The organism is Sulfurospirillum sp. E15m (assembly GCF_059415145.1).
This window is the reverse complement of record NZ_JCAHZS010000003.1, coordinates 109646-135796: the sequence shown is the minus strand read 5'-3', so window position 1 is coordinate 135796 and position 26151 is coordinate 109646. Positions and strand designations below refer to the sequence as shown.

At 41.1% G+C, this 26151-nt stretch carries 31 protein-coding genes; 9 read left to right on the top strand and 22 right to left on the bottom strand.

All coding sequences use genetic code 11. The features are described from left to right. The 6 genes from AC5SLP_RS06225 to AC5SLP_RS06200 all read right to left on the bottom strand — a co-directional run bounded on the left by AC5SLP_RS06225 (nucleotide 1) and on the right by AC5SLP_RS06200 (nucleotide 4075). Nucleotides 1-675: a response regulator transcription factor gene (locus AC5SLP_RS06225; protein WP_495254289.1), complete on the bottom strand. Its 675-nt coding sequence runs from the start codon at nucleotides 673-675 to the stop codon at nucleotides 1-3. Continuing rightward, entirely contained in the window at nucleotides 672-1052 is a 381-nt protein-coding gene (locus tag AC5SLP_RS06220) for a Spy/CpxP family protein refolding chaperone (RefSeq protein WP_495254288.1), read from the bottom strand. The genes AC5SLP_RS06225 and AC5SLP_RS06220 overlap by 4 nt, the downstream gene beginning before the upstream one ends. A gap of 2 nt (nucleotides 1053-1054) precedes the next feature. Then, the gene (locus tag AC5SLP_RS06215; protein ID WP_495254287.1) at nucleotides 1055-2155 is read right to left on the bottom strand and encodes a cytochrome b/b6 domain-containing protein; all 1101 of its coding nucleotides are present in this window, start codon (nucleotides 2153-2155) and stop codon (nucleotides 1055-1057) included. Then, nucleotides 2152-2607 (bottom strand): diheme cytochrome c, encoded by a 456-nt coding sequence (locus tag AC5SLP_RS06210; protein ID WP_495254286.1) that lies wholly within the window; start codon nucleotides 2605-2607, stop codon nucleotides 2152-2154. The genes AC5SLP_RS06215 and AC5SLP_RS06210 overlap by 4 nt, the downstream gene beginning before the upstream one ends. 10 nt (nucleotides 2608-2617) lie before the next feature. Further along, nucleotides 2618-3034 carry a DUF1924 domain-containing protein gene (locus AC5SLP_RS06205; RefSeq protein ID WP_495254285.1) on the bottom strand — a complete coding sequence of 139 codons (417 nt, stop codon included), beginning with the start codon at nucleotides 3032-3034 and terminating at the stop codon, nucleotides 2618-2620. Nucleotides 3035-3124: 90 nt separating this feature from the next. Further along, the gene (locus AC5SLP_RS06200) at nucleotides 3125-4075 is read right to left on the bottom strand and encodes a hypothetical protein (RefSeq protein ID WP_495254284.1); all 951 of its coding nucleotides are present in this window, start codon (nucleotides 4073-4075) and stop codon (nucleotides 3125-3127) included. Nucleotides 4076-4239: 164 nt separating this feature from the next. On the opposite strand from AC5SLP_RS06200, the gene AC5SLP_RS06195 reads away from it, so the two are divergent. The 6 genes from AC5SLP_RS06195 to AC5SLP_RS06170 all read left to right on the top strand — a co-directional run bounded on the left by AC5SLP_RS06195 (nucleotide 4240) and on the right by AC5SLP_RS06170 (nucleotide 10813). Then, nucleotides 4240-6144: a propionyl-CoA synthetase gene (locus AC5SLP_RS06195; protein ID WP_495254283.1), complete on the top strand. Its 1905-nt coding sequence runs from the start codon at nucleotides 4240-4242 to the stop codon at nucleotides 6142-6144. Nucleotides 6145-6149: 5 nt separating this feature from the next. Continuing rightward, nucleotides 6150-7028 (top strand): methylisocitrate lyase, encoded by an 879-nt coding sequence (gene prpB, locus AC5SLP_RS06190; RefSeq protein ID WP_495254407.1) that lies wholly within the window; start codon nucleotides 6150-6152, stop codon nucleotides 7026-7028. Between the two features lie 163 nt (nucleotides 7029-7191). Further along, the gene (prpC, locus tag AC5SLP_RS06185) at nucleotides 7192-8358 is read left to right on the top strand and encodes a bifunctional 2-methylcitrate synthase/citrate synthase (RefSeq protein ID WP_495254282.1); all 1167 of its coding nucleotides are present in this window, start codon (nucleotides 7192-7194) and stop codon (nucleotides 8356-8358) included. Between the two features lie 13 nt (nucleotides 8359-8371). Next, nucleotides 8372-9826, top strand: coding sequence for a 2-methylcitrate dehydratase (gene prpD, locus AC5SLP_RS06180; RefSeq protein WP_495254281.1), 1455 nt, complete (start codon nucleotides 8372-8374; stop codon nucleotides 9824-9826). Nucleotides 9827-9925: 99 nt separating this feature from the next. Beyond that, nucleotides 9926-10411 carry a hypothetical protein gene (locus tag AC5SLP_RS06175; RefSeq protein WP_495254280.1) on the top strand — a complete coding sequence of 162 codons (486 nt, stop codon included), beginning with the start codon at nucleotides 9926-9928 and terminating at the stop codon, nucleotides 10409-10411. A 60-nt stretch (nucleotides 10412-10471) separates the two neighbouring features. Continuing rightward, nucleotides 10472-10813, top strand: coding sequence for a zinc ribbon domain-containing protein YjdM (locus AC5SLP_RS06170; RefSeq protein WP_495254279.1), 342 nt, complete (start codon nucleotides 10472-10474; stop codon nucleotides 10811-10813). A 23-nt stretch (nucleotides 10814-10836) separates the two neighbouring features. Here AC5SLP_RS06170 and AC5SLP_RS06165 read toward each other — a convergent pair whose 3' ends face one another. The 5 genes from AC5SLP_RS06165 to AC5SLP_RS06145 are packed head-to-tail and all read right to left on the bottom strand — an operon-like array spanning nucleotide 10837 to nucleotide 13637. Continuing rightward, entirely contained in the window at nucleotides 10837-11160 is a 324-nt protein-coding gene (locus AC5SLP_RS06165) for a branched-chain amino acid transporter permease (RefSeq protein ID WP_495254278.1), read from the bottom strand. Beyond that, nucleotides 11150-11824 (bottom strand): AzlC family ABC transporter permease, encoded by a 675-nt coding sequence (locus AC5SLP_RS06160; protein ID WP_495254277.1) that lies wholly within the window; start codon nucleotides 11822-11824, stop codon nucleotides 11150-11152. Before AC5SLP_RS06160 ends, AC5SLP_RS06165 begins: the two co-directional genes overlap by 11 nt. A gap of 22 nt (nucleotides 11825-11846) precedes the next feature. Continuing rightward, entirely contained in the window at nucleotides 11847-12017 is a 171-nt protein-coding gene (locus tag AC5SLP_RS06155; RefSeq protein WP_495254276.1) for a hypothetical protein, read from the bottom strand. A gap of 12 nt (nucleotides 12018-12029) precedes the next feature. Beyond that, nucleotides 12030-12818: a flagellar basal-body rod protein FlgG gene (gene flgG / locus AC5SLP_RS06150; protein WP_495254275.1), complete on the bottom strand. Its 789-nt coding sequence runs from the start codon at nucleotides 12816-12818 to the stop codon at nucleotides 12030-12032. Nucleotides 12819-12833: 15 nt separating this feature from the next. Beyond that, the gene (locus AC5SLP_RS06145; protein WP_495254274.1) at nucleotides 12834-13637 is read right to left on the bottom strand and encodes a flagellar hook-basal body protein; all 804 of its coding nucleotides are present in this window, start codon (nucleotides 13635-13637) and stop codon (nucleotides 12834-12836) included. Nucleotides 13638-13811: 174 nt separating this feature from the next. Here AC5SLP_RS06145 and rpoD point away from each other — a divergent pair, with 174 nt between their 5' ends. Both rpoD and AC5SLP_RS06135 read left to right on the top strand, forming a co-directional pair. Then, on the top strand, nucleotides 13812-15668 hold the full coding sequence (gene rpoD / locus AC5SLP_RS06140) for an RNA polymerase sigma factor RpoD (protein ID WP_495254273.1): 1857 nt from the start codon (nucleotides 13812-13814) through the stop codon (nucleotides 15666-15668). 2 nt (nucleotides 15669-15670) lie between these two features. Next, the gene (locus tag AC5SLP_RS06135) at nucleotides 15671-16354 is read left to right on the top strand and encodes a hypothetical protein (protein ID WP_495254272.1); all 684 of its coding nucleotides are present in this window, start codon (nucleotides 15671-15673) and stop codon (nucleotides 16352-16354) included. A 6-nt stretch (nucleotides 16355-16360) separates the two neighbouring features. Here AC5SLP_RS06135 and AC5SLP_RS06130 read toward each other — a convergent pair whose 3' ends face one another. From AC5SLP_RS06130 to AC5SLP_RS06085, 10 genes are all read right to left on the bottom strand, one after another. Next, on the bottom strand, nucleotides 16361-17128 hold the full coding sequence (locus tag AC5SLP_RS06130; RefSeq protein ID WP_495254271.1) for a Rossmann-like domain-containing protein: 768 nt from the start codon (nucleotides 17126-17128) through the stop codon (nucleotides 16361-16363). Nucleotides 17129-17147: 19 nt separating this feature from the next. Beyond that, nucleotides 17148-17792, bottom strand: coding sequence for an energy transducer TonB (locus AC5SLP_RS06125; RefSeq protein ID WP_495254270.1), 645 nt, complete (start codon nucleotides 17790-17792; stop codon nucleotides 17148-17150). Between the two features lies 1 nt (nucleotide 17793). Then, nucleotides 17794-18174: a biopolymer transporter ExbD gene (locus AC5SLP_RS06120; protein WP_495254269.1), complete on the bottom strand. Its 381-nt coding sequence runs from the start codon at nucleotides 18172-18174 to the stop codon at nucleotides 17794-17796. Continuing rightward, nucleotides 18164-18589: a TonB-system energizer ExbB gene (gene exbB, locus AC5SLP_RS06115; protein WP_495254268.1), complete on the bottom strand. Its 426-nt coding sequence runs from the start codon at nucleotides 18587-18589 to the stop codon at nucleotides 18164-18166. The genes AC5SLP_RS06120 and exbB overlap by 11 nt, the downstream gene beginning before the upstream one ends. Before the next feature lie 3 nt (nucleotides 18590-18592). After that, nucleotides 18593-19120: an FmdE family protein gene (locus tag AC5SLP_RS06110; RefSeq protein ID WP_495254267.1), complete on the bottom strand. Its 528-nt coding sequence runs from the start codon at nucleotides 19118-19120 to the stop codon at nucleotides 18593-18595. Beyond that, on the bottom strand, nucleotides 19120-21279 hold the full coding sequence (locus AC5SLP_RS06105; RefSeq protein ID WP_495254266.1) for a TonB-dependent receptor: 2160 nt from the start codon (nucleotides 21277-21279) through the stop codon (nucleotides 19120-19122). The genes AC5SLP_RS06110 and AC5SLP_RS06105 overlap by 1 nt, the downstream gene beginning before the upstream one ends. 145 nt (nucleotides 21280-21424) lie before the next feature. Beyond that, complete coding sequence (locus AC5SLP_RS06100; RefSeq protein WP_495254265.1) at nucleotides 21425-22219, bottom strand: ABC transporter ATP-binding protein; 795 nt, start codon at nucleotides 22217-22219, stop codon at nucleotides 21425-21427. Continuing rightward, the gene (locus AC5SLP_RS06095) at nucleotides 22216-23247 is read right to left on the bottom strand and encodes a FecCD family ABC transporter permease (RefSeq protein ID WP_495254264.1); all 1032 of its coding nucleotides are present in this window, start codon (nucleotides 23245-23247) and stop codon (nucleotides 22216-22218) included. The genes AC5SLP_RS06100 and AC5SLP_RS06095 overlap by 4 nt, the downstream gene beginning before the upstream one ends. After that, nucleotides 23244-24272 carry an ABC transporter substrate-binding protein gene (locus AC5SLP_RS06090; RefSeq protein ID WP_495254263.1) on the bottom strand — a complete coding sequence of 343 codons (1029 nt, stop codon included), beginning with the start codon at nucleotides 24270-24272 and terminating at the stop codon, nucleotides 23244-23246. The genes AC5SLP_RS06095 and AC5SLP_RS06090 overlap by 4 nt, the downstream gene beginning before the upstream one ends. A 154-nt stretch (nucleotides 24273-24426) precedes the next feature. After that, nucleotides 24427-24783, bottom strand: coding sequence for a winged helix-turn-helix transcriptional regulator (locus AC5SLP_RS06085; protein ID WP_495254262.1), 357 nt, complete (start codon nucleotides 24781-24783; stop codon nucleotides 24427-24429). A gap of 112 nt (nucleotides 24784-24895) precedes the next feature. Here AC5SLP_RS06085 and AC5SLP_RS06080 point away from each other — a divergent pair, with 112 nt between their 5' ends. Then, entirely contained in the window at nucleotides 24896-25579 is a 684-nt protein-coding gene (locus tag AC5SLP_RS06080) for a flavodoxin family protein (RefSeq protein ID WP_495254261.1), read from the top strand. A 61-nt stretch (nucleotides 25580-25640) separates the two neighbouring features. Here AC5SLP_RS06080 and AC5SLP_RS06075 read toward each other — a convergent pair whose 3' ends face one another. Beyond that, nucleotides 25641-26147, bottom strand: a complete 507-nt coding sequence (locus AC5SLP_RS06075; protein ID WP_495254260.1) for a GNAT family N-acetyltransferase — start codon at nucleotides 26145-26147, stop codon at nucleotides 25641-25643. Nucleotides 26148-26151 lie beyond the last annotated feature (4 nt).

Below are 26151 nucleotides of genomic sequence, written 5' to 3'. Positions count from 1 at the left end.
TTAGCCTACCATCTTATACCCAATACCCCAAACGGATTTGATGTATTTTGGTGTTTTAGAGTCGTCCCCTAGTTTTGCGCGCAGGTTACTGATGTGCATATCCACCGTGCGGTCTTTCGTGTTATAGCCGATGCCGTTAATAGCATTAAATAAAACTTCACGGGAAAAAACTTTACCGACATTATTGAGAAAAAGCAGCAAAATATCAAACTCGATTTTCGTTAAATCTAACCGATACCCTTCTAAATAAATCTCCATTTTCTCTTCATCAATTTCAAAATCACCGACCTTTTTTTTCGAATGCATATGGCGACGAAGGATGGAGCTGATTTTGAGGACAAGTTCACGCGGTTCATATGGCTTGGAGAGATAATCATCCGCGCCCACGCCATAACCTAAAATTTTATCGCTCAGTTCATTGCGGGCAGAAGAGATGATGATATACACCTCTTCATTAATGGAACGTATCATTTTACACACATCAAAACCATCCATTTGAGGAAGCATCAAGTCTAGGACAATCACGCTGTACTCGCTAGGATGCGCTTTGAGGTGGATAAGAGCCTCTTTGGGCTTATCAAAACAGGTCACGTCAAAATCGTAATTGCCCAAATACTCTTTGATAAGAGATTGCATTTCTAAGTCATCTTCTATCAGCAAAATTTTGTCACTCATTCGACTTCCCACTCTTCAAGATTATGCGCAAATTTCTCACGCTGTTTGGGTGTAAGGAGCTGGTACATTTGTAATAAAAAGCGATTTTCAACGGCATTGGCTTTTTGATAAATCGATGTTTGCAATGCCAAAAGCGCCTCTTCATTCAGAGTATTGGCGCTAAAAAGCTGTTCTTTTTGTTTTTCAACCGTTTCTTTAAAGTCACGATACTGCTTTAAATCATGTCGGTATGTTTTAATAATACGTTTTGCACTCTCTTGTTGGGTTTCACTCAGTTCTAAATAAGAGAGGTCTTTACTTAAATGATGCTCTTTTTTATCGTGCTCACTTGCATACGCTACTCCCAAAAGCAACCAAAGAATCATCAACCATTTCATCATTAGCCTTTGATATCTCTATCGTTAATTGAGCCTTGCTCAATATAAGGATGACAGGCTTTACAGTTAGAAATTTTGCCGATTTTTGGGTCATTTAACGCCACTTTTTCAATTCCTTGATGTCTTTTTTTCCAAAATTGTGTTTGTGTAATGCTTTCGGGCATTGTACCATTTTTCAATCTTGCAAGCATATAAACAGCCGCTTCCTTGGTAGAGTGTTCCGCACTATTTTCATCTAAAAACGTTTTAATCGATTGCGTAGTCTTCGCATCTAAGGAGGCATCGTCCCCAAAATGATTTTCAAGTGAGCTCATCATGCTATCCCATGAAGCCTTTGGCAAAAGATGCGGAGGATAGAGCATATGACAACTGCCGCACTCTTTTGCAAAAGCGGGATGAAGGGTGGCATAGTCCACCCTTGGGTTATTATCGGCCAGCAAAACGGACTTTGGAGATGCTAAAAGATAGACAAGTGCAAACATCGCTAAGCCCAACCACACAATGCCAAATGCTTTTTGAACCAAACTGAGCTGAACGCTTTTCCCTTCTCCTTCTTTATACCCATCAACCATAGAACGCAAAATGAGTTTTGAGTGCAATAAACGGTCAAGTAAGGCTCCTGCGATATGTGCCGCAATGAGGAAAACCAACGCATTGGAAAAAAACTCATGGACTTCTTTAAAAATTTTCATTTTTGCAAATACGGTGTGGTTTAAAAAAGAAGCTATCCCCATGCCTTCTTGAACCCCATACGCCAAAGCACCCGAGATAATACTCAGTAACAAAAGCACCATCATGCCGATGATGGCATAACTTGAAGCAGGATTGTGCCCAAGATACTGTTTTTTACTTCCAAACACATTGAGGGCATACGCTTTTAATTCAACAAAACTAAAATTAAAATCTTTAAATTTTGAATACGGAATATCTAAAAATCCCCACAAAACTCTTCCTAAAAACAGCGCTCCCATGGCATAACCAAAACTGGCATGAACACTCAGCCATTTATCTTCACCGCTACTAAGATACGCTCCTAACATCATCACCATAGCGAGTACATGAAAGACTCTGGTGTAGATGCTCCAGACTAAAATCTTTTTCATTCCCATCTCCCGTAATTTGGAATTTTAATCGCTCGTTCTGAGTAATTGCCTTCTATAGCAAGCGTATGGCATGCACTGCAATTAGAAAGTGAACCCACCTCTTTTTGTGTGATCAACCGTGTCGGTATTTCACGGTGCTCCCTTATAAACTTAGGGGATTGCGTAATCCGCATGGAGGTGTTGTCACGTGCGAGTTTGCTTCCACCTGCATTTTGAAGCAGATACGCCAAAATAGCATCGTGCTCTTTAGGGTTTAACGAGGCATCGGTTCCAAAATGGTCGTTTAAATGCGCCATAACATTTTGCCATGATGTTTTTGAAAGGAGTGCGGGTTGATACCCAAAATGACAACTGGCACACTCTTTTTGATACAATGCATCGTTTGCGGATGCAACATTTCCCGCAAAAAGAGTTCCTAACAAAATTGTCCATATGCATAAAATTTTTTTCATCGCCCTCTCCTTATTGTGTGATGATATAGGTTAAAACATCGCCTTTTTCAAGCGCAGTGCCTTCGCGTGCAAACACATCATTAAAATTGCGTCTCAGCCATTTTTGTACTTCACTGACATCTGTAAGTCGTGTGGCATTCACCGAAGGGGCAAGTGCCGTGATGGTTTTATTGGTATTGACATTTTGCCCATTTTGCTTAAGATTGGTGGTGTGGCATGTCGTACAGCTTATTTCACTGCCTTTTTTTCCCGTATGCTTTGAAACAAAAAGATTTTCTCCTCGCTTCGCATCAAAGCCGCTGAAATTTGGATTTTGCGCTTTTGCTTCTGCACCTAACTCATTCATATATGCTTTCATCGGTGCATTAAACTCTTGCGCATTTAGCAATGAAAGCGTTACAAAGACACATCCGAGTATTTTGTTCATCGTTTTCTCCTTTATTGATACTGAAATCTTAGGATAACAGTGTCAATAAAGGATTGACTTTTCCTTTACACTTTCTTTACATGTAAAAGCTTACGAATGTTCGCTGCGTGGCTCAAAGGGAGAAATATTGTTGAGAAACAAAGCTCCGTGCGGTGTCTGTTTTTCGATGTCATAATAGCAATCAATCAAAGATTTATCGGAGACAATCGCACCTTTAATAATACGAAGAATCTTAGCGGCGTCTTCTCGATTGACATGATGTGGCGCTTGAGAAGCAGAAGTAAAATAACGGTGCATTCGGTAAATCAACTTTTTATTGCGAATTTCAACAATCAATGAGTCAATAGGCATTTTAAAAAACATAAAATTCTCTTTTACGTTAATGGAGATGTAGGCCGTGTCCATACCGTAGATTTTCGTGGAGTGCGAATCAAAAAAATAGAGGCTTTTGTTGTAGTTGTCGTAAAAGGTGTCGTGCATCAACTCTAAGATTTGTATCTTTTCACTCTTGGTGTAAAAATTGCCGATGTGTGAAAAAGCAAAACGAAGCAGCGATTCAATGGAGTACCACTCGGTGGATTCAAAGGCATAGTTTGAAATCTGCTCATAGCGCAGTTTTTTAAGCTCAACCGCTTCGGCTGAAATAACTCTTTTATAAGGCGTAGGAACAATCTTATCGCGATACGCAGGTCCTGGAAATTGCGGGTGAATCACAAAACGGTCTTGCGCCTCTTTGTCTAAAATGTAACGAAGCCCGCCTTCATACCCTTGGTCGATAATGCGTATCTCTTCTTTGGGAACATGCTCTAGCATATCCTCAAAATCAACCCCATTGCACTCCTCTTCCCAAATACTAGCAGGGTAACGAAAGAACTTAGAGATTGCGACTTTGACTTCGTTTGAAGGCTCTTTGGTGACCAGTCTATCAATCCAAGCAGTGAGCGTTCGGCGGTCTTTATTGATGATAGCAGCAAACTTGGAAATACTAAGACCAGAGCGGTTATAAATAGCAACTATTTTATCAATGGCATTGTCGTACATTACATCTACCTTAGTGCTTTTTTAATACATTTTGTATGAAAACTGTACAAGTCTAGCATCTATGTCTGAAAATTGCATTAAAAAATCAAAACTAGTACACTGAATTAAACCTTAAGTAGTTATATAATTGTTCAAAATTTGTACTATAGGAAACGCCAGTGTCAATGAAGTATAAATCAACTTACAAAGAGTCCATTGAAGACCCAGAAAAATTTTGGGCACAAGCGGCGACAAAAGTTCATTGGTATCACCAATGGGACAAAGTCTTAGATGTAGTCGATAACCACTACCGATGGTTTGTGGGTGGGTGCATGAACAGCTGTTACAATGCGCTGGATTTGCATATTGACAACGGTAGAGGTGACCAACTTGCCTTGATTTATGATTCACCCGTCACCGATACCAAACGAACCTATACCTACAGAGAACTACGTCAAAGAGTCTCTAAAACAGCCTCCATTTTAGTCAATAAAGGTGTCGTGAAAGGTGATCGTGTCGTTATTTATATGCCGATGATTCCCGAGGCGGTGATTGCGATGCTAGCGTGTGCACGCATAGGTGCGATTCACTCTGTGGTATTTGGAGGATTTGCCGCACATGAACTTGCTACGCGCATCGACGATGCAAAGCCCCGTGTCATTATGAGTGCGTCATGCGGTATTGAAATCAGCAAGCTGATTAAATACAAACCCCTTCTGGATGAAGCCATCAAACAATCGACTCATAAACCAACCACCTGTGTTATTTGGCAACGTCCACAAGAGAGAGCCAATATGCTTCCATGGCGCGATATTGATTGGGAAGAAGAAGAGGCAAAAGCAGGTCTAGTTGAGTGCGTGCCTGTTGATGCCACCGACCCATTGTACATTCTCTATACCTCAGGAACCACAGGCAAACCCAAAGGAGTTATTCGTTCTAACGGCGGTCATTCCGTTGCTATGAAATGGTCGATGGATAATGTTTACAACGCCAAACCCGGTGATGTCTTTTGGGCGGCAAGCGATGTCGGTTGGGTCGTAGGACACTCTTACATCGTCTATGGACCACTGATGAACGGCTGTACTACCGTGGTGTATGAGGGCAAACCCGTACGAACTCCCAATCCAGGTGCATTTTGGAGAGTGTGCGATGAGTACAAAGTCAATATTCTCTTCGCCGCACCCACCGCATTTCGTGCGATTAAGAAAGAGGACAGCCAAGGCGAATGGGTCAAAAAATACGACCTTAGTTCCCTTAAAAGCATTTTCCTAGCAGGCGAGCGTTGCGATAGCGATACGCTTGAGTGGATTACTAAAATCACCAATAAACCAGCGATTGACCACTGGTGGCAAACCGAAACGGGTTGGGCAATCGCCGCCAATCCGATGGGACTTGACCCACTTCCTATCAAAGCAGGCTCACCCACCAAACCGATGCCAGGATTTAACCTCAAAGTCTTGGATGAACAAGGCAATGAGTGCAAACCCAATCAACTGGGCAATCTTGTCTTAAAACTCCCACTTCCGCCTTCGTGTTTAATGAGCATTTGGTCGGACGATCAACGCTATAAAAAGTCCTACCTGAACTTCTACCCTGGCTACTACCTCACGGGTGATAGCGGCTACATCGATGAAGACGGTTATGTCTGGGTTATGGGACGCATGGATGGGGTTATCAACGTTGCGGGTCATCGTCTTTCCACAGGGGAGATGGAAGAGGTCATCTCTAAACACCCCGATGTTGCCGAATGCGCGGTCATCGGTGTGGATGATGAGCTTAAAGGTGAAGTGCCGATGGCGTTTGTGGTGCTCAAAGATGGCATCGAACGCGATCATCGCTCCATCGCCGATGGTGTTATCCAATTGGTGCGTGAAGAAATAGGCGCTGTGGCAGGACTCAAGCTTGCAACGGTGATTGAAAAACTTCCTAAAACCCGTAGCGGTAAAATTTTGCGAGCCACGATGCGCTCCATCGCCGATGGTAAAGAGTGGAGTATGCCTTCCACCATTGAAGACGAAAGTGTCTTAACAGGTATCCAACAATCTATCGAAAAATTGGGATACCCTATCCCTAAAAAAGGAAAAAAATGAGTATCATCAGTGCAGGTTCACTCTTTAGAAAAGCCGTCAAAGAAAATCACCCACTCCAAATTGTGGGTGTTATCAACGCTTACAGCGCCATGCAAGCCGAACGTGTCGGGCATAAAGCGCTCTACTTAAGCGGCGCAGGCGTTGCCAATGCGAGCATTGGACTTCCTGATCTTGGTATGACTAACTTAGAAGATGTCTGCATTGATGTCAGGCGCATCACCAGTGCAAGTTCGCTTCCTCTTTTGGTTGATGCGGACACAGGTTGGGGAGGCGCTTTTAACATCGCTCGGACTATCAAAGAACTGACCCGTGCAGGTGCGGCGGCATGTCATATTGAAGATCAAGTGTCTCAAAAACGTTGCGGTCATCGTCCTAATAAAGAGTTGGTCAGCAAAGAAGAGATGTGTGACCGCATCAAAGCCGCCATGGATGGTAAAATCGACGATGAGTTCGTAGTGATGGCACGTACCGACGCACACGCGATGGAAGGACAAGCAGCCGCGCTTGAGAGAGCCCAAGCCTACGTTGAAGCGGGTGCTGATATGATTTTTGCTGAAGCGATTCATACCTTAGAAGAGTACAAACAATTTACAAAAATCATTCAAGTACCAGTCCTTGCCAATATTACTGAATTTGGGCAAACACCTTATTTTACATGTAAAGAGTTGGACTCTGTTGGAATCTCAATGGTGCTCTACCCTCTTTCTGGATTTCGGGCAATGAATCAAGCCGCACTGAGCGTCTTTAAAGATATTTTGAAAAACGGTACGCAAAAAAATTCAATCCCATTGATGCAAACACGCGCTGAGCTTTACGACATGCTCAATTACCACAGCTTTGAAGAGAAGCTTGACGCTCTTTTTACATGTAAAACCAAACAGTAACTTTTTACATGTAAAAAAGTTCTGCCAACATCGTTGGCAAGCTTTAGTGTCATAGTAACTAACGTAGGTGAAGGAGCTTGGCTTCTTTACCGTATAAAAATGTAACTCTGCCAATACGTTTGGCACGTTTTAGCGCCCTCACGGCTAACGTAAGAAAAGGAGCTTGGCTTCTTTTTCGTGTAAAATTAGGAAGGATACAAACCATGGAAGAAAAAGAGACAAAAAAACGGGCGGACTCGCAGGCATTGTCGCAGGGCGCTCTGCCATTTGTACGGTAGGAACGGGGCACGGGCTTAATTATAGAGGTTATGACATTTATGACTTGGCTCAAAATGCAACGTTTGAAGAAGTTGCATATCTTTTAACCAAAGGCGTGTTACCCACACAAAGTGAACTTGACGCCTATAAAAAAGAGTTAATCAAAGCACGTACTTTACCGGAAGCGCTTAAAGTCGTTCTCAAAAGCTTGCCAAAAAACGCTCATCCGATGGACATCATGCGCACAGGCTGTTCGGCATTAGGATGTTTGGAGCCAGAAGCCGATGACTTTAGCGACCAAGATTCGAAGATTACCCGTTTGATGGGCATTTTTCCTTCCATCTTGCTTTATTGGCATCACTACCACATCAATGGCAAAGAGATCGATACCAACAGCGCGCAAGATACCATTGGTGGTTATTTCTTAGAAAAACTGCACAACAAACAACCCAGCGAACTTTGGATCAAAGCGATGCATGTCTCGTTGATTCTTTACGCAGAGCATGAGTTTAATGCTTCCACATTTACAGCGCGCATTGGAGCCTCTACGCTTTCTGACATCTACTCTGCGATCACTGCGGCGATTGGTGTGCTTCGAGGACCGTTGCACGGTGGAGCGAATGAAGCGGCAATGGAGCTTATTTCTGAGTACAAAAATGCTGCTGACGCAACGCAAGGCATTCATGCTAAATTAGCAAGTAAAGCTAAAATTATGGGCTTTGGGCATCGTGTGTATGTCAGCAATGACCCACGCAATATCGTTATCAAAGAGTGGTCACGTAAACTCGCCGATGATGTGGGAAATGCTACCATTTTTCCAATTTCTGAAGCCATTGAAAAAGTGATGTGGGATGAGAAAAAACTCTTCCCCAATCTTGACTTTTACAGCGCATCGACGTACCATTTTATGGGCATCCCTACAGCGTATTTCACGCCTATTTTTGTGATGAGTCGCACAGCGGGCTGGGCGGCACATGTGGTGGAACAACGAGGTGATAACAAGCTCATCCGCCCAAGTTCAGAGTACATAGGACCGGAGAATCGCGCCTATGTTGATATTAAAAACAGATAAGAAAAGGAATTCTATGAGTACAGATATGGGTATTTTAGATACCAAGCGACCCGAGTTTGACCCACTTTTAACCGACATTGCACGCTATGCCTTTGACTTTGCCATCACCAGTAAAGATGCCTACGAGACGGCGCGCTACTGTCTTATGGACACCCTTGGTTGCGGGCTACTCGCCCTTAAATTTCCACAGTGTACCAAACTCTTAGGCCCTGTCGTTCCAGGCGCTTCTATGCCATATTTAGGAGCCAAAGTGCCAGGAACGTCGTACCAACTTGACCCAGAGCGTGCCGCTTTTAACGTGGGTGCGATGGTACGATGGCTTGATTTTAACGACACATGGCTTGCGGCAGAATGGGGACATCCTAGTGATAACTTAGGTGCTATTTGGGCGGTGGGTGATTATCTTAGTCGCAAAAACATTAGCGAAGGTAAAGCGCCCCTTAAAGTGAAAGACATTTTAACGGCGATGATTAAAGCGCACGAGATTCAAGGTATTTTAGCGCTTGAAAACTGTTTCAATAAAGAAGGCATGGATCACGTCCTTTTAGTACGCGTCGCTTCTACCGCAGTTGCTACGGCAATGTTAGGGGGAAGTTTTGAAGAGGTTCGCAATGCGGTTTCACATGCATGGATTGATGGTGGAGCACTGCGTTGTTACCGTCATGCACCTAACACGGGTTCTCGCAAATCTTGGGCGGCAGGTGATGCCAGTAGCCGTGGTGTCAATTTAGCACTCAAAGCACTTGCAGGGGAAATGGGTTACCCCTCAGCTCTTAGTGCCAAATATTGGGGCTATGAAGATGTCAAAATGAAAGGCAAAAAACTCACCATCCCTCAACCGTTTGGTAGTTATGTCATGGAGCATGTACTCTTTAAAATCAGCTTCCCAGCCGAATTTCATGCACAAACAGCCGTTGAGTGTGCGGTAAAACTGCACGATGAAGTCAAAAATAAGCTGGATACTATTGAAAAAATCATCATCACCACCCAAGAATCAGGTCACCGTATTATCAACAAAGTAGGACCGCTTGCCAACCCGGCGGATCGTGACCACTGCATTCAATACATGGTCGCGATTCCACTCATTCATGGCAATTTAGTGGCGGAACATTATGAAGATGCGTATGCGAATGACCCTCGTGTCGATGCATTAAGAGATAAAATGCAAGTCGTCGTTGATGAACGCTACACCAAAGAGTATCTAGAAGCCGATAAACGCTCTATCGCCAATGCGGTACAAATCTTCTACAAAGATGGTAGTTGTAGTGAAAAAGTCGAAGTTGAATACCCCATCGGGCATAAGCGAAGACGCGTCGAGGGCATTCCGCTTTTAATCTCAAAATTCAAACACAACCTAACAGGCAGACTCAGCCCCAAACAGTGTGTGACCATAGAGCATGTTTGTGAAGACCAAGCCACGCTTGAGGCAATGAATTTCAACGAATTTAGCGACCTCTTCGCACTTTAACCACAAAGAAGCTCTTGAAAAAAGGGCTTCTTTTTTTCTTATTCATATCAATTTTGATGTACAATTGCATAGAGTGTTTTTACATGTAAGGACTTTTTTATGCGTATTTTTTTCACAACAATAGTGATACTTCTCACATTTATTTTCAGTGGTTGTGCTCCCAAAGAGGTCAATTTAGCCACAATTAATCCCGTATTAAATGTACTACAACAAGAGACGATTAGCGTTTATGATAGTGACCGCGATATGATTATCGTCTACTCATTTTTCCTCAAAGATGCGCGATTGGTAGAAAGCGATTGGGGCAAAGTGTTGCCATTTCGGGTTGAATTTATGGATTTGTGGGTCACAGGGTTAGGTCATGATTTACGAAGACTCACCCACAATCATGCTGAAACCATTAAAGATGCTCTGATGTACGCAGCGGCGGATAGAGGGATGATTCCTCTGCATGTAAATCAAAGAGACTATATCATTGATAATAAATTTGCTACCGACATGATTGATGTTATCAACTCGTATGAAGAGAAGATGAAGCGTTATGAAAGAGACCGCATGTACCCTCTCATTTTACTAAGACGTTAGCGTTTTAGCTCTTCTTTGGGGAAGGTATGACATACTTAAACTAAAAAAGGTACTCTCATTATGAACCAACTTCCTCCTTGCCCCAAATGCCATTGTGAATATACGTATGAAGATGGGGAGATGATTATCTGCCCTGAATGCGCACACGAATGGTCTAAAAACGCCTCTTCAAATGAAGAATCAACCGCTGTGATTAAAGATGCTCACGGAACGGTTTTATGCGATGGTGACACCGTTGTTGTTATTAAAGATTTGAAACTTAAAGGCTCATCCGCGGTGATTAAAGGTGGCACAAAAGTAAAAAATATCCGTCTTAATTTTGAGAGCGACCATAACCTCGACTGTAAAGTCGATGGTATTGGTGCGATGGGTCTAAAATCAGAGTTCGTCAAAAAAGCTTAAAATCTATCTACCGAATTTTGCGTTTAAAAGACATTCTGAATTAAAATCATATAGGTGAGTGTTGCGATAAAAATACTCAAAAGTGCGTTTTTAAACTTTACATGTAAAGCTATCGCGACCCCCACACCTATCAGCTCTGCCATGCCATACGGATAACTCTCCCACTTCACATCTTTGAGTGCGTAAAACACCAAAATGACCATAATCATCAAAGGCATATTGAGCTCAATGTACTTAATCAGAGGCGAAGGCTCACGGGTGCGAAACAGCAAAAATGGAATGACTCGGGTCGCATAGGTCGCAAGTGTCGCTATAACGATGCTTCCGATGATGTAGCTACTTTCCATTTTCCATACTCCTTTTAAACACAATCAACACAAACGCTGCGGCACAAAGCGATAAAATCAGCATTTTTTGCGGTGGAAATAAAATCATGCCAAACAACCCAATGATGAGTGCCACAAAAAAGGGTTTATGCAATCTATTTTTCTTATACAACTCAATGGAAAGAACTACAAACAGTGCTGTTAAAGAGAACTCTATGCCTTCATAATTAAACGGCACAATATTGCCAAGCAGCGCACCAATGACACTACCAATGACCCAATAACATTGATTGAGAAACGTAATCAGCAAATAGACTTTTTCACGATTTTCTTCTGGAACATCACTGGTTTTTAAAAGGGCAAAGGTCTCATCGGTGAGTCCAAAAATCAAGTAATGTTTTTTCCATGAAAAGTCTTTAAACGCTGAAATCATCGAAAGCCCATAAAAGGTATGGCGAAGATTGAGCAAAAAGGTCGCAATGCCAATTTCAAGGATGGTTGCTTGTGAAGCAAACAGTGTCAGTGCCAAAAACTGACCTGAGCCAGCGAAGATAAAAACGCTCATAAAAAAAGCATAATACCAAGGAATTAACAGTTTAGAAAGCAATAATCCAAATGCCATTCCAAGAGGAATATACCCCATCATAACAGGAATAGTCATTTTGACAATCATTAAAAATTGCATGATTCTTCTTTTACATGTAAAATTATTTTTTGATGTAACGGTTGAGATACTCTTGCGTTGCGTTGGCATCATTCCATGAACGATGCACCTCTTTTTGTGGAGGCACATCTTTGGGTACGACATTGCTAAAATAGATATGATCAACCGCAACAATCAGTGCGATGATAATTAAAATGGGAACAAGGATAAGCATTAACGCCTCAAATCACGTTTTGAGGCCATTAACGGTTTGGAGCATTTCATCACTCGTTGTAATTGCTTTGGAGTTGGCTTCATAAGCTCTCTGCCCCGTAATCAAATCGGTCATCTCTTCTACCAGTTCAACGTTACTCATCTCGACAAATTGTTGTCTGGTTTGACCAAGACCATTAAGACCAGGTGTACTTACTATCGGATCGCCTGATGCAGAGGTGTTGATGTAATTGTTATCGCCCATGGAGTGAAGACCTGCTGGGTTGATAAAGTTGGCAAGCTCAATTTGTCCGATTTGCGTTGTTGCCGTAGCACCTGCTTGTAAAACAGAAACCGTACCATCCACACCAATAGAAATCTCTGTGGCATCTGCTGGAATAGTAAGCTGTGGAATCAATTGGTAACCATCGCTATTGACCACATTGCCATCCGCATCGAGTTTAAACGAACCATTTCTTGTATAAGCCGTTGTTCCATCAGGAAGCTGAATTTGGAAAAAACCATTTCCGGTAATTGCCATATCTAAAGAGTTACCTGTCTCTTTAAAGTTACCTTGTGTAAACTGCTTTGCAATCGCCGTTGGGCGCACACCAAGACCAACTTCCATACCCGTAGGAGAGCGTGTGGTGTCACTGGTTGAAGTACCTGCATACATCATCGTTTGATACATCAAATCCGCAAACTCAGCACGTTGTTTTTTATAACCAATGGTATTAACGTTTGAAATGTTATTTGATGTGGTATCGATTTGCGTCTGTTGCGCTATCATACCTGTTGCTGCGGTGTATAAAGATCGGATCATGTCTCTTCCTTAAAATTATGCTTTGGTGGATGCTAATTTAGAGATAGCATCTGAGTTCAATTCATTCATATGTGATTTCATGACTTTTTGATACATTTCAACCAATCGGTTGGATTCAATCAAATTGACCATTTCATTAACAGGATTGATATTGCTCGTTTCTAAAAATCCCTGTGCGACGATATCACCATTTTCAAGTTCAGTGAGTTCATCGGGGCTTTTAAATTTAAAAAGGCTATCACCTTCTTTGAGTAATGATTTAATATCATCACTCGAAACAATCATCAATTGACCGAGTTGGTCATCTCCATTATAAACAGCACCCGTTTTATCGACGCGTAACTCACCGTCTTCAGGTATTGCAATATACTGTTTGTTTTGAAAATAAGTTGATGGTAAAACAGGGTAACCCTCTTTGGTGGTCAAAAGGCCATTTTCATTCATCGAAAATGCTCCATTTTGCGTCAAACGAATACCATTGGGTGTTTCAACCATAAAAAAGGCGTCTTCTCTTTTGAGCGCAAAGTCTAACGGATTGCCTGTATTTTTAATGCCGCCTTGTTCAAATTTGGTATATTGTTCAATGATTTGCGGCACTCTTGCAATGGAAGCATTAATAAATTTACTTGCCTCTTTCGTGTTATCTTTAATGGGCATTTCGTCTTGATATTCTTGAAAAATTCTCTTAAAATCACCCACAACCACATTATCTCTTTTAAAAGCAGTTGTGTTTAAATTGGCAAGATTATTGGAAATAAGATCAAGTTTATTAAACTCGGTGACCATCGCTCCAGTAACGCTATAATAGCCATTTTGCATGCTTTTTCCCACAATTTTAATTTCGTTATATCACTAAAGCAACTCCTGTTCCACATTGAGTATTTTATATTTTTAACGACATTTAAAAAAAAACTCGGTATAATCCACATCTTTTTATACAACTTATAGAAGAAAATCAAACTCCTATACACTCACTCAAGGAGAGTTATTAATATGGCTTCAAAAGAACTCTACACAGCATTAGAAGAGCTTTTTGCAGAAAATGAAAAATCACATGTCACGTATGAAAATGTGATGGAACTTTTTACAAAACCTCCTACACCGGCAAACGTTAAAAAATTGATGGGGCTTCTTGAAAAATACAAAGTTTCCCTTATCTCCTCCGCCGAAATTGCAAAACTCCGAAATAAAGAAGAGGCAAAGAAGCGAGAAGAAGAACGCCAAAAACTGCAAGACGAAGCATTAGAAGACGAATTCGATCTTGCCAGTGAAAAAGAACTTTTAGAGTGGTCTAGAAGTGATAGTCCTGTCAGAATGTACTTAAGGGAAATGGGACAAATCTCACTTTTAACCAAAGATGAAGAAATTGATATTAGTAAAAAAATTGAATTCGGTGAAGATATTATCATCGATGCGTTTTGTTCTGTCCCGTATCTAATCGATTTTATTTTAGATTATAAAGAAGCGCTAATCAACCGTGAACGTCGTGTAAAAGAGCTGTTTAAAACCTTTGAAGACGATGATGACAGCGACGATAGTGACGACGATACCGACGAAGAGTACGATGAAGATGGAGAAGAGAAAAAGACCTTCTCTAAAAAAGACAATACCCGTACTGAAAAAGTTATTGAAAGTTTTAAAGCCTTAGAAAAGGCAAAAAAAGATTGGCTCAAAAGTTTCTCTCGCCCACCAGAAGAAGACCTCAATGATCCTGAAGAGATGATGAACTATGACCTCTCTTTAGCATATAAGAAAAAATTGCTCAAAGAAGCATTGATGGACTTAGGACCAACCAGTAAGCTTATCAACGAGCTGGTAAAATCAATGGAAACAGCACTCAAAAGCGACTTTGAATTCGATAAAGAACTCAAACGCCTTGAGTATCGTTTGCCATTATTTAACGACTCTTTGCGCGATAATCACGCTAAGATTTTAAAAAGTATCATTGATTTGAACAAAGAAGACATCACCGTTATGGTTCCAGAAGCCACCATGGTTTCAACCTACATGGAGATTAAAAAACTATTTCAAACCAAAGAAGCAAGTAAACAAGGTTTTGACTTAGACCCAGAAAATCTCAAAGAAATTTTGGAGCAAATCAAACGCGGTAAAAAAATAGCCGATGAGTCTAAAACGCGTATGGCAAAAAGTAACCTTCGTCTCGTTGTCTCTATTGCAAAGCGTTACACCAACAGAGGTTTGCCATTCTTAGATTTAATTCAAGAAGGAAACATCGGTTTGATGAAAGCGGTTGATAAATTTGAGTATAAAAAAGGCTACAAGTTTTCAACCTATGCGACATGGTGGATTCGTCAAGCCATTTCTCGTGCTATTGCAGACCAAGCACGTACCATTCGTATTCCAATTCACATGATTGAAACCATCAATCGTATCAATAAAATCATTCGTAAACACCTTCAAGAAGAGGGAAAAGAGCCTGACATTGACACCATCGCTTTGGAAGTGGGACTCAGTGCGGATAAAGTCAAAAATGTTATCAAAATCACTAAAGAGCCTATTTCGTTGGAAGCTCCTATCGGTAATGAAGATGACGGTAAATTTGGTGACTTTGTGGAAGATAAAAACTCCATTGCGCCGATTGATCATATCTTAAAATCAGACCTCAAAGATCAAATTGATGAAGTGTTAGACCAACTCAATGATCGTGAAAAAGCCGTTATTCGCATGCGCTTTGGCTTGATGCACGATGAGAGTGATAGAACGCTTGAAGAGATAGGCAAAGAGCTTAATGTGACACGTGAGCGTGTTAGACAAATCGAAAGCTCTGCGATTAAAAAGCTAAAACACCCAAAAGTGGGACGAAAACTTAAAAACTACATCGAGAGCTAAGAATGACATTTGCTGAAGCGTGGATTGAGCATGACTACAATCCTTTTATCGTTTTTGATAGCACTGGGAAAATTATATCACTCAACCAAGAAGCGCAATACCTTCTTGGCGAGGTGAATCATAAAAAAGTTTTTGACATCGCACAAACCTATGCCAGTATGACTTATGGGTTTAAAACAACGATTGTTGATATTGCTTTTGGCTCATACAAATTTTATGCCATTACGGTTGGATATTCGGATGAAACGTCTATTGGTATCAAATTGTACAAAAGTGCCACAAAGAAATTTGCTAATGTCGAAGAGTATGGTGAGAGCGTAAATATCTATGCCCTTTTAGATTTGTGCATTAGCGCTTCATCCACCAATTCTAACATCAAATTTCGTAAAGAATTTGACCCGACATTTCCCGATGTACGCCTAAAAGTTGAAGATTTTATGAAACTCTTGACAAAAGTCTATCAATCACACCTGCTCTCTTCCACCATTACCACACGCTTAGCGTTGATTACTGGTGAATATATTCGCTTCAACAATAAAAAATACCCTATTTTTTCAATCTCCATTAAAGGCGATAGCCGAGATAGAAATTACGAAAAAAGCATTGAAGAAGTGGCCACAAAAAGCAATTGTACGATTCATTTTGAACAGGATGAAACCGTTATTCACGCGGCATTAGTATCGTAAACGATACTAATGCTTTATTTGATTCCAATAACCTGGATATGTAAAAACTTCTTCCCAACGATTTTTGATTAATGCTTCTTTAAACGCAATATCCAGTTTCATTGAGATATTATGCGTTAATCCACTGCCTTCAAACCATTGAGGATATGCCCCTGCTGAAAAGCCTGCTAGGATGCGCATAGAGCCTTTGGGGCTTAAATGTATTAAAGCGTCCAGTGTCGAGCCAATTAAAGAAGCTCCTGTAATAATAGCAATGGGAGCAGACTGAATTACTTCATACTCAAAAATATCGCTGTAAACACCATCGCCATAATGCTGTTTTTGTCGGCAAAAGACGATAGGCTTTCGTCCATTATCTTTTAGTTTTGTCACAACAGGCCTAAGATTTCCTACAAAAACAACCTCATCGCCCTCTTGGGTAACGTCTAATATTTTTTCACTTAGTAACGCTTGTACGCCCTTATTTGAAACATCACATTTTTCATCATTGCTTAGGGCATGTTGTCCTAATGCATTGATCACGGCCAACGCAAAGGCTCTTTGAAGCGGATTAAAAGCGGAAGAGAGTTCAAAAACTTCTTCAATGCTCGTTCCTTGAAGTGCGCACAATTCGCCTTCTCCATGAGGAATTAACGTCACCCCTATTGCTTTTTTCTCCTTGTCTGCCACTATGGCATAAATCATACTAGCACTGACGCCAAAATCGACAAGCATCATATGCTGCGTTTGAGCGTACTCAAGTGCTTTTGTTTTAAGGTGTTGGAATATAGTCATTATTTTTTCCTTTGAATGTTTATAATAATTTAAATCCTATTGGGATGGTGATGTCCACATTCTGCTCTACTTTTGGAAAATCCTTAGAAGCGTGTTCTATTAATTCAAGGCAATATTCGTTAAGCAAAGCATACGCAGAGGGTTTTAAAATTTTAAGATGGGTAAGCCCCAAAGAGGACCACGAAAAATGGACAATAACATCCCCTTGTATTCCGTCTCTTTGGGCTCTTTTTGGATACTGTTTATAACGTAAAATAGCCTGCTGTATCGCATCGGTGATCTCTTCTTGCTGATTTACATGTAAAGGCTCAACCGCGTTTATAGGGATTTGTTCAAACACATCAGGCTGAAATGTTTTTGCTTCATCTTTGACCAGCACTTCTGTTTTTTTCACAGACTCTTTGATAGGTGCAACAACCTGTTTTTGTATCGCCTTTGGTTTCGGTCTTGGTAGAGGCTTGGGCGTTTGTTCGACTTTTTTGCCAAGCACTTCTTCGCTTTTAGTAGGATACGACTCATGTATCGTAAAGGTACGTATATCTAAAGCAAGAGGTGCTTCAGGGTGGTGAGTTTTCAAAAGAGGTTCTTCAAAAAACACTCCAACGCAGGCAAAAACAAGACTATGCAGAAGGGCTGAAAGAGTGAAAAAAAGAAAAAAACGCATCTTAGTCTTTTTGTACGAGAATTTCAACATGCGGAAATTTCAACATTTTAAGCATATCCACCACAGAGATAAAAACACCAAAAGGGCTTTTGGTATCAGCCTTTACAACAATGTTATCTTCTAAAGAGAGCCTCTCTAAGGAGGATTTTAAAGCCTCTAATGTAACGCTTTGCTCTTGATATACGAGTGCACCTTCATCTGAAATCAGAATCTCGTGCGAAGCGTGATTCGTTAAAGAAGAACTTTGTTCTGCCTTTGGGAGTTCTAGCTTTATGACCTGCTGCGCGATAAACGTCGAAACAGTTAAAACGATGGTCAATAACACCAGCATAATATCGATAAAAGGGATGATATTCATCCCCTCAGGTCGCTTAAGACGCATGGGCCACTTTCCACCGTGCCATCAAAACATCACATTTTCGTAGACATGCCGTATAAATAACTAGGGAAGGAATGGCTACCACAAGCCCGAAAGCAGTTGCTTTGAGGGCGAAGGAAAGCCCAACTAAAATGACTTTGGAATCGATATTTCCTGCTTGTCCCATATCGTAAAATGTCATCATAATGCCAATCACGGTTCCTAGTAATCCAACATAAGGTGCATTTGAGCTGATGATGGAAAGCGCGGTGAGGTTTTTGGTCAAATCGTTTTCAAAGATATCCACCACAGGATACGCTAACACATCCACATGGCGGTAAAAAAACCATCGCTCCAACGCATAGGTCAGTGATAATACACTCATGAAGCCTAATATCCCAAAAATCGCATAGTCCACCATCTCTTTGAGTTCAGCCATCGCCTAAAAACCTCTACTGTAATGCGTAAAACAGTCTAAACAGACTTTTTTTCCACCTTGTAATCGCATTTTATGTTCAGGCGCACTCTCTTTACATAGCTCACACACCTCCGATGTAAACAGACGTGCTGTCTCTGGTACCTCAAACATCGGCTCTTTAAGCTCAAAAAGTTCCTCAAGAGGCGCATGTAAAATCAGCTCTTGCAACTGCGCCCTATCAATCGTTTTACCAAAAGGACGTTTAAAAACAATACGTCCCTTTTTATGATTTTTACGATCAAAGAAACTAAAGGCTTGTTTGCCAGTATCTTTATAGATGAGATTGCCTTTGCCAAAACTGCACCCCAAAAGCACCTGTATTGCATCCACACCGCACGCATCGTTTTCAGTGACACAAACGAGCTCTTCATCTTGACTAAAGCCCACCATTCCCAACCACACATGAGCAGCCTCAGATGCTCGAAAACCAATCGCTAAACCAGGACACGCATGCCCATGAAATGCAACGCATTCTTCCCATAACTCTTGCATTAGAAATGTACCCCCACTGTAAGCATGACGCTTCTTGGCGCACCCTGCTGATAGGTTGTTGTGCCCGTTTCATAATCACTGGCATTAATGACAGAAATGTACTCTTTTCCAAAAAGATTATCGACTTCCAAAGCGACTTTCAGTGTCGATTTTTCATAAAAATTTTTCTGTGTATAGGTCGCTCTAAAATCAGCTAACCATGCGCTATCGACTTTTTCAGTATTGACAGCATTACCATAACGCTCTCCTAAATAACGCACCATCGGAACAATTTCAAACTGACCTATTTTATAAATGACACCTGCTTTGCCCATCCATTTTGGTGAATCGACCACGTATTTATTTTTTGTCGCCATTCCTTTAATATCATCATCGTAGGTAAAGTTTGTATACGTAGGATTGATAAACAGTGTCGTGGTATCGTTGATGAAAAAATTGATTTCGGTTTCAAGTCCATAACTGGTTGCTTTTCCAACATTTTGTTGGTAACTCAAGCTACTGTTTTGATCATTAATAATCGTCGTTAAAAGGTTCTTATGTTTGCCGTAAAAGAGTGTCGGTGCGATTTCAAAACTTTCGCCTTTGTATCGAACACCCAAATCAAAATCATCGGACTCTTCCATCGTATAGCCATCAAACAGGTCTTGCGCACTCATACCGATGGCTTGAAACGCGGCACGATTGTTTTGATAATAGTTCATCAACGGCATATACGAGTAAGGACGGATAATGTTTTTACCGTAACTTGCGTACACTTGCCAATCCGTATTCATATCATACGAAGCGCCTAAAGTTGGTAACACCTTCGTATAATTTTTTCCCGTTCTATCTAAATCAGTCGCTCGTATTAAATTATAAGGGGCAGAAGTATTGGTCGTATATCCCAAACTATCGGCATCTTGAAATTGAAAATATTTCAGTCCACCTTGCCAATGAAAAGCGCCATTTTTTCCTGAGAGTGTCATGTAGGGCGTATTGGTATACGTATCGCCAGACGAGCCTACGATACCAAGGCCGCGGTATGAAAGTCCTGAAGGGGTAATCGCATAGTTTTGTGCCGAAATGTTCATCAAAGCATCTTCAAAGTGGTAACCTAAAACCGCTTTAAACCATTCGTAATTGGCTTCAACATCTGCCATAACACCATATCGCTCAATATCACGAATACGTTTTTGAATCTTTCCTCCACCTGAAGTCGTCCCTTGAGAAATCTCCGCATCCTCTTTGGAATAATAGGGTTTTAGATTGATCACATAGGTATCGTTTATTTGGTGTGTTAAAACAGCCATCAAATCATCATTTTTATAACTACCTTTATTGTAGCCATAATAATTAATATCCGTAGCCACAACGCCTGTTAAAGCACTGTTATAATCCAGCTTGTAATTGCTTTTTAAGTTTTGTATTTGTGCATACGTCAGAGGTTTATAAAGGTATTGGTCTTGGTCATTATGGTTGTACCACAATTTTAGTGTCGTCGCTTCACCAAGGGGTTGAACCACACTAAAATTACCATTGATTCTAGGTCCCAAATCACCCTCGCCTCGCCATTTATCCGCTTGTGCATACGAAACTGCCCCCGAAAAACGCGTGCCGCTCTCATTGAGCATGCCACTATCAAGTCTAAAATAGCTTTTAGTATAGTCATTACTGCCAATGGTTTGAGCAATGTCGATGCCAAACTCTTTTGAAGCCCATTTAGGATGTAAAGTAATAGCACCACCACGTGAGCCTACGCCTGTTCCAATATCAGCTGGCACACCACCTTTATAGACCGATAACGAGTCCATATTTTCCATATCGTACAGATAATCACGTGGTCCTATGGGATTGCCCCCATAATTTGGCACACCCTCTACTGTTAGAGCTCCCATAGAGCTTTTAACACCGCGCATACGCACACTTGCTTGCTCAATCGCCAAGCCACTGCTATCGGGATTTTCAACATTAACGCCAGGCAAAACGCTTAGCGATTCATACACACTTGTGGAAGCTTTTGCGCCTTGAAGTTCTATGCCTTTACTGGTCACTTCCGTTCCCGTATAGACACTCTCATTGGCTTGTTTTGTGGGAGTTACTAGCTTTTCAGCTTCTATCGTCACTTTCTCAATATCTGCCGCTAGGACTGTACCCGAATATAGTACGAACGAACTTATCAAAATCCATTGATTCCTTGATTTGATATGCAACACCGACCTCTCCCTTACATTAGTAATACTAATTTTATTTTGGTGTTACTATAACAAGGGAAAGCTGTAATACTAATTAAATTTTAGTAATATTTAAAAGACAAAGTTATATTATTTATACTAAATGTTGATGCTGTGTATGCTGTTCATCATGACTGTGCCCATAGTAAACAAAGGTATGTCCGTGGCTTACATGTAAACTTGCTTCTACCTCAAAAAGGGCTTCTAGCATAGAAGGATTAAGTGTGTTCGTTGCGATGTCGTGTAGAATTTTTCCACGTTTGAGCATTATTAAACGCGAGGTATAGTGAATCGCATGTTGAATATCGTGCAAAACAATGAACGTAATCAGTTTTTTCTCCTGCGTGACATGACGCATAGCAGATAACATCTCTAGTTGATTTTTAGGGTCAAGGTGCGATATGGGCTCATCAAGCAAAAGGACTTTAGGCTCTTGAAGCAATGCACTGGCTATCAAGACTTTTTGCCGCTCGCCTCCACTTAAGCTCTCCAAATGACGACTTAACAAATCACCTAGTGCAAAGTGCGTCACACTCTCATCCAGTTTCATCTTATCGGTATGGGTTAATTGCATTCCACTGTAAGCGCGTCTGCCAAGTTCTAGCGCTTCTAAAACACTGATACGAGGCGTGTTGGCAAATTGTGAAAGATAAGCCACCTCTTTCGCCAAAGCTCTTGGCTCTAAGAGGCTAAAATCGGTACTATCTAAAGTGACAGTGGAAGGTTTTAACGGTAAAATACCTGCAATATGCTTTAAGAACGTACTTTTACCTGCGCCATTAGGACCAATAATACCTAGCACGTCTCCCTCGTTTGCCTCTAAGCAAATTTCCTCTAAAAGTGTTTTACGCGCTACCGTATAGCTAAGATTCTTGATACAAAGCTTCATTTAATTTTGCCTCCAAACACCAATAAATACAAGAGCATGGGTGCCCCAATAAAAGAGGTCAAGATACCCACAGGCAAGATGGAGGGATAAAGCATCATTCTTGCACACCAATCTGCCCCTAGCAGTAAAACGCCCCCACTCAGTGCGGAGAGAGGAATCAATGCGCTATGGGAGCTTCCTATTGCTAAGCGAACAAGGTGGGGTGCAACCAAGCCAATAAATCCTATGATGCCAAAAAAAGCCACGGCTATCGCTGAGCAAAACGAAGCAAACAGTAGCGTCATAATACGAAAGGTTTTGACATTGACTCCTTTGTTAAAAGCGCTTTCATCGCCAAAGCCGAGGGCATCAAACTTCCAATGCGATGCTCCTAAAATACACAGTGACACGCATAAAGTCGCACACAAAAGTCCCAACATGGGATAGGTCGCTTTACTTAAATCTCCAAATGTCCAAAACAAGGTTGCCGCGGCATTGATTTCGGTTGTAAAGTACTGTAAAAACATAGTTCCAGAATGAAATAAAGAGCCTAGCCCCACTCCTGCTAAGATAAGACTGGTAGGACTCATCCCCACTTTTTTGCCAATCCAAATAATCAAGACAACGCATATCATGCTCGCACCAAAAGCGCTGAGTGCCACACTAAATTTGGAGATAAAAGGATGAAGCACCATCTCAGGCTCAATCAAAATAATCGCTAGCGATGCACCAAACCCAGCCGCTTGGGAGATACCAAGGGTAAACGGAGAAGCCAAAGGATTGCGCAGAACACCCTGCATCGCAACACCTGAAAGCCCTAAAAGCATGCCTACGAGTAAAGCGCCAAGGGCTCTTGGTAAGCGAATCGATTCAATAATCATCCCCAATTGCTCGTTACATGTAAAAAGTTTCATGGTGTCTGAAACCACCACACCATTGGAACCACTGATCACATTGAGCCATAAAAACACGATGCCTAGACCTACTAAAATCAGTGTGGTTAAAGAGCGTTTAAAAGCTCTTTGCGCATACGCTTTGGCAATACTCATAAAGAGCCAAATCCATAGGGAAGCGTACGTAAAAGTGCCTCTCCTTTTTCAGCGTAAAACGCGTTATAAATCGCATTGGCCTTTTGCGTGACATTGATATCAGCGCCCATAATAGAAGCGATTTGCCAGGCAATCACAAAAAGATTTTCAATGTTGGTACTGTAAAAGTTATACCCTAGTACCTCTTTGACATGAGCTGTTTGATACGCACTAAGCGTATGAAACAGAGCCTTTTTCGTTTCATATTCTTCGTTCACTTTGGCCTTACCAAACATATCCAGAAAAATAATCTCAGGATTGGCTTTTAAAAGCGCTTCAAAATCAATAAACTGATGCCCAATCGTCTCAGTTCCCTCAAAAAGACAGTTTTTTAAACCTAACATCTCAAAGGGAGGATACGTCGCTTCTGTACTGGTTATGCCCTGGGCACCTTTGTATCCGATGCCTCCTATATAAATTCGTTTGGGAGTGATTTTTAAAGAGGCCAATGCTTTTTCTTGCTCATTTAAAAAGGCAACCAATTTTTCTGCTCTGGAAGAAGTTTGGGTGACTTTTCCTAGGAGTAGCAAGGAATTTTTCATACTTTGCAGCTGTTTTGCATTGCCGCCATACGTCGTGCCATAACTCAGTGCTAAAACAGGGATGCCCGTTTTGGCGATGATTAAATCAATCATATTTTTATCAACGAAAGAGGTGATAATCACATCAGGCTTTAAGGTCACCAACGCTTCAAGGTCTGGCATTTTTCCAGGCCCTCCCGTGCCAACTAGTGGAAGCTTTGCAATACGCTCTTTGCCCAAAAATGTACGGTATGGCGAAAGCATAGAGGCTTCTTTTTCAATCTTTTCAATGCCTATAAGACGATCTTCCAAACCAAGATACACACCCAGTCTCAAAGCGCCAGGTCCTAAAAAGACCAGTTTGGATGTTGCGTTGATATCCACAACACGCCCTAACATATCGGTATATGGCTGAGCCCATATCAATGTCGCCACTACACTCACGAGCCAAAGGATCTTATGCATCATTTTCTCCGATGTTATTTTTATAGATTAATAATAATACTTATATAAAATACGTATTATCGTAACATCAAAGAAGTTAAGAGTAACTTATAAAAATCTTATTTATGTGGCTTTTGCATCGTAGAAAATGTTTACATGTAAAAACGATTTAGCGCTAAAGTGTACACGAAGCTTCATGGTTATTATCAGATACCCTGTGCTCCTTTCCCCACTCATACATCAAACTCAGGATAGGAATGAGCGTTTTACCCTTTTCGGTCAGGGAATATTCCACTTTAGGTGGCACTTGGTTGTACTGTTCTCTGTGAACAATAGCGTCACTCTCAAGCTCCTTGAGTTGCTGGCTTAAAGTTTTATGGGCAATCGGTTTTAAAATCTCTCTTAAGCGATTGTAGCGTATCACGCCCTCATTATGAATCTTCCATAAAATTATCCACTTCCATTTTCCCTCAAGCACCGACATCGCATAATACATCGGACACTGCTCGTATTTATCGCTAAAATTTTGCATCACTTTTTCCTTTACTTCCCTTTTGGTTAGTATATAACTAAAAAGTTCATTCTATACTTAAGTCATATATTGGACTATACTTTCACGTATCAAACTGACATAAGGAAAAGATATGAACATTGTCGCCATCAATGGAAGCCCTCGCAAAAATGCCAACACCGCAACCTTACTGAAACACGCTCTTGCAGGTGCAGAAAAAAACGGTGCTCACACAGAACTCGTACATCTATACGATTTCAATTACACAGGATGCGTGAGCTGTTTTGCCTGTAAGCTTATCGGAGGGAAATCGTATGGAAAATGCGCGCACAAAGATGAACTCAAACCTCTTTTAGAAAAACTACGAGATGCGGATGCCATTCTTTTAGGCTCTCCCATTTACTTTGGTAATATCACGGGTATGATGCGCTCTTTCATCGAACGCTTTGCGTTTCAATACACCCTTTACGATGCCAATTACTCTTCATTATTTCCCAGAAAAATACCCATTGGGTTTATTTATACGATGAATTTGGATGAAAAGAGAATGCACGAATGGGGATATGTCGCAGCACTCAGTGGTCTTGAAAAAAGGCTGGGAAGCATTTTTGGCTCCTCTGAAGCACTGTATGTCACCGACACGTATCAATTTAAAGACTATTCCAAATACGAAGTGACCGCTTTTAGTGAGGAACTTAAAGCAAAAAGACGCAAAGAAGTGTTCCCCCAAGATTGCGAAAAAGCCTACGATATGGGAGTTAGGTTTTGCACACAAGGCGCTGTTGCTACTTACGAAAGTGAAAATGCACCCCATTAAACACTCACCTCTTTACATGTAAAGTTGTTTGGCTTTACATGTAAATGTGTACAATGGCATGTTAGCAGTGTATTTCACTTCTTTCTTTTTCAAGGTAGAGCAAACAGAGCGTATCATTGATTTTTTCTTCTTTGAACGGCTGATATCCTAGGCGTTTATAAAGACGAATATTTCCTAAACTTTTTGTGCCCGTAAAAAGCTCATAGCGTTTGACATCAAGAAAGTAACTTTCCATAGCATCCATTAACGCTGTTCCTATTCCTTTGCCTTGCAAGGTAGGATGGGCGATCAATTTGCCGATAAAACAGGTATTATCGTGAATCCTTGCTCTAATAGAACCAATAATCTTCTTTGAAATAACTGCTTTATAAAAAACGTGGCTTGAAAATTCTTTCTCTATTGCTCCAAGAGTCTGCGTTAAAGGAGGAATGTTCTCATCCTCGTACAGTCTAGCTTCACTTTGATAAGCCAATTTTTGTAAATCAAGAATCTCTTTTGCATCTTCAACCGTAGCTAAACAAATACGATACACAGAAGGCGAAGCTACTTCTAATCCTTGGGGATACATTCAC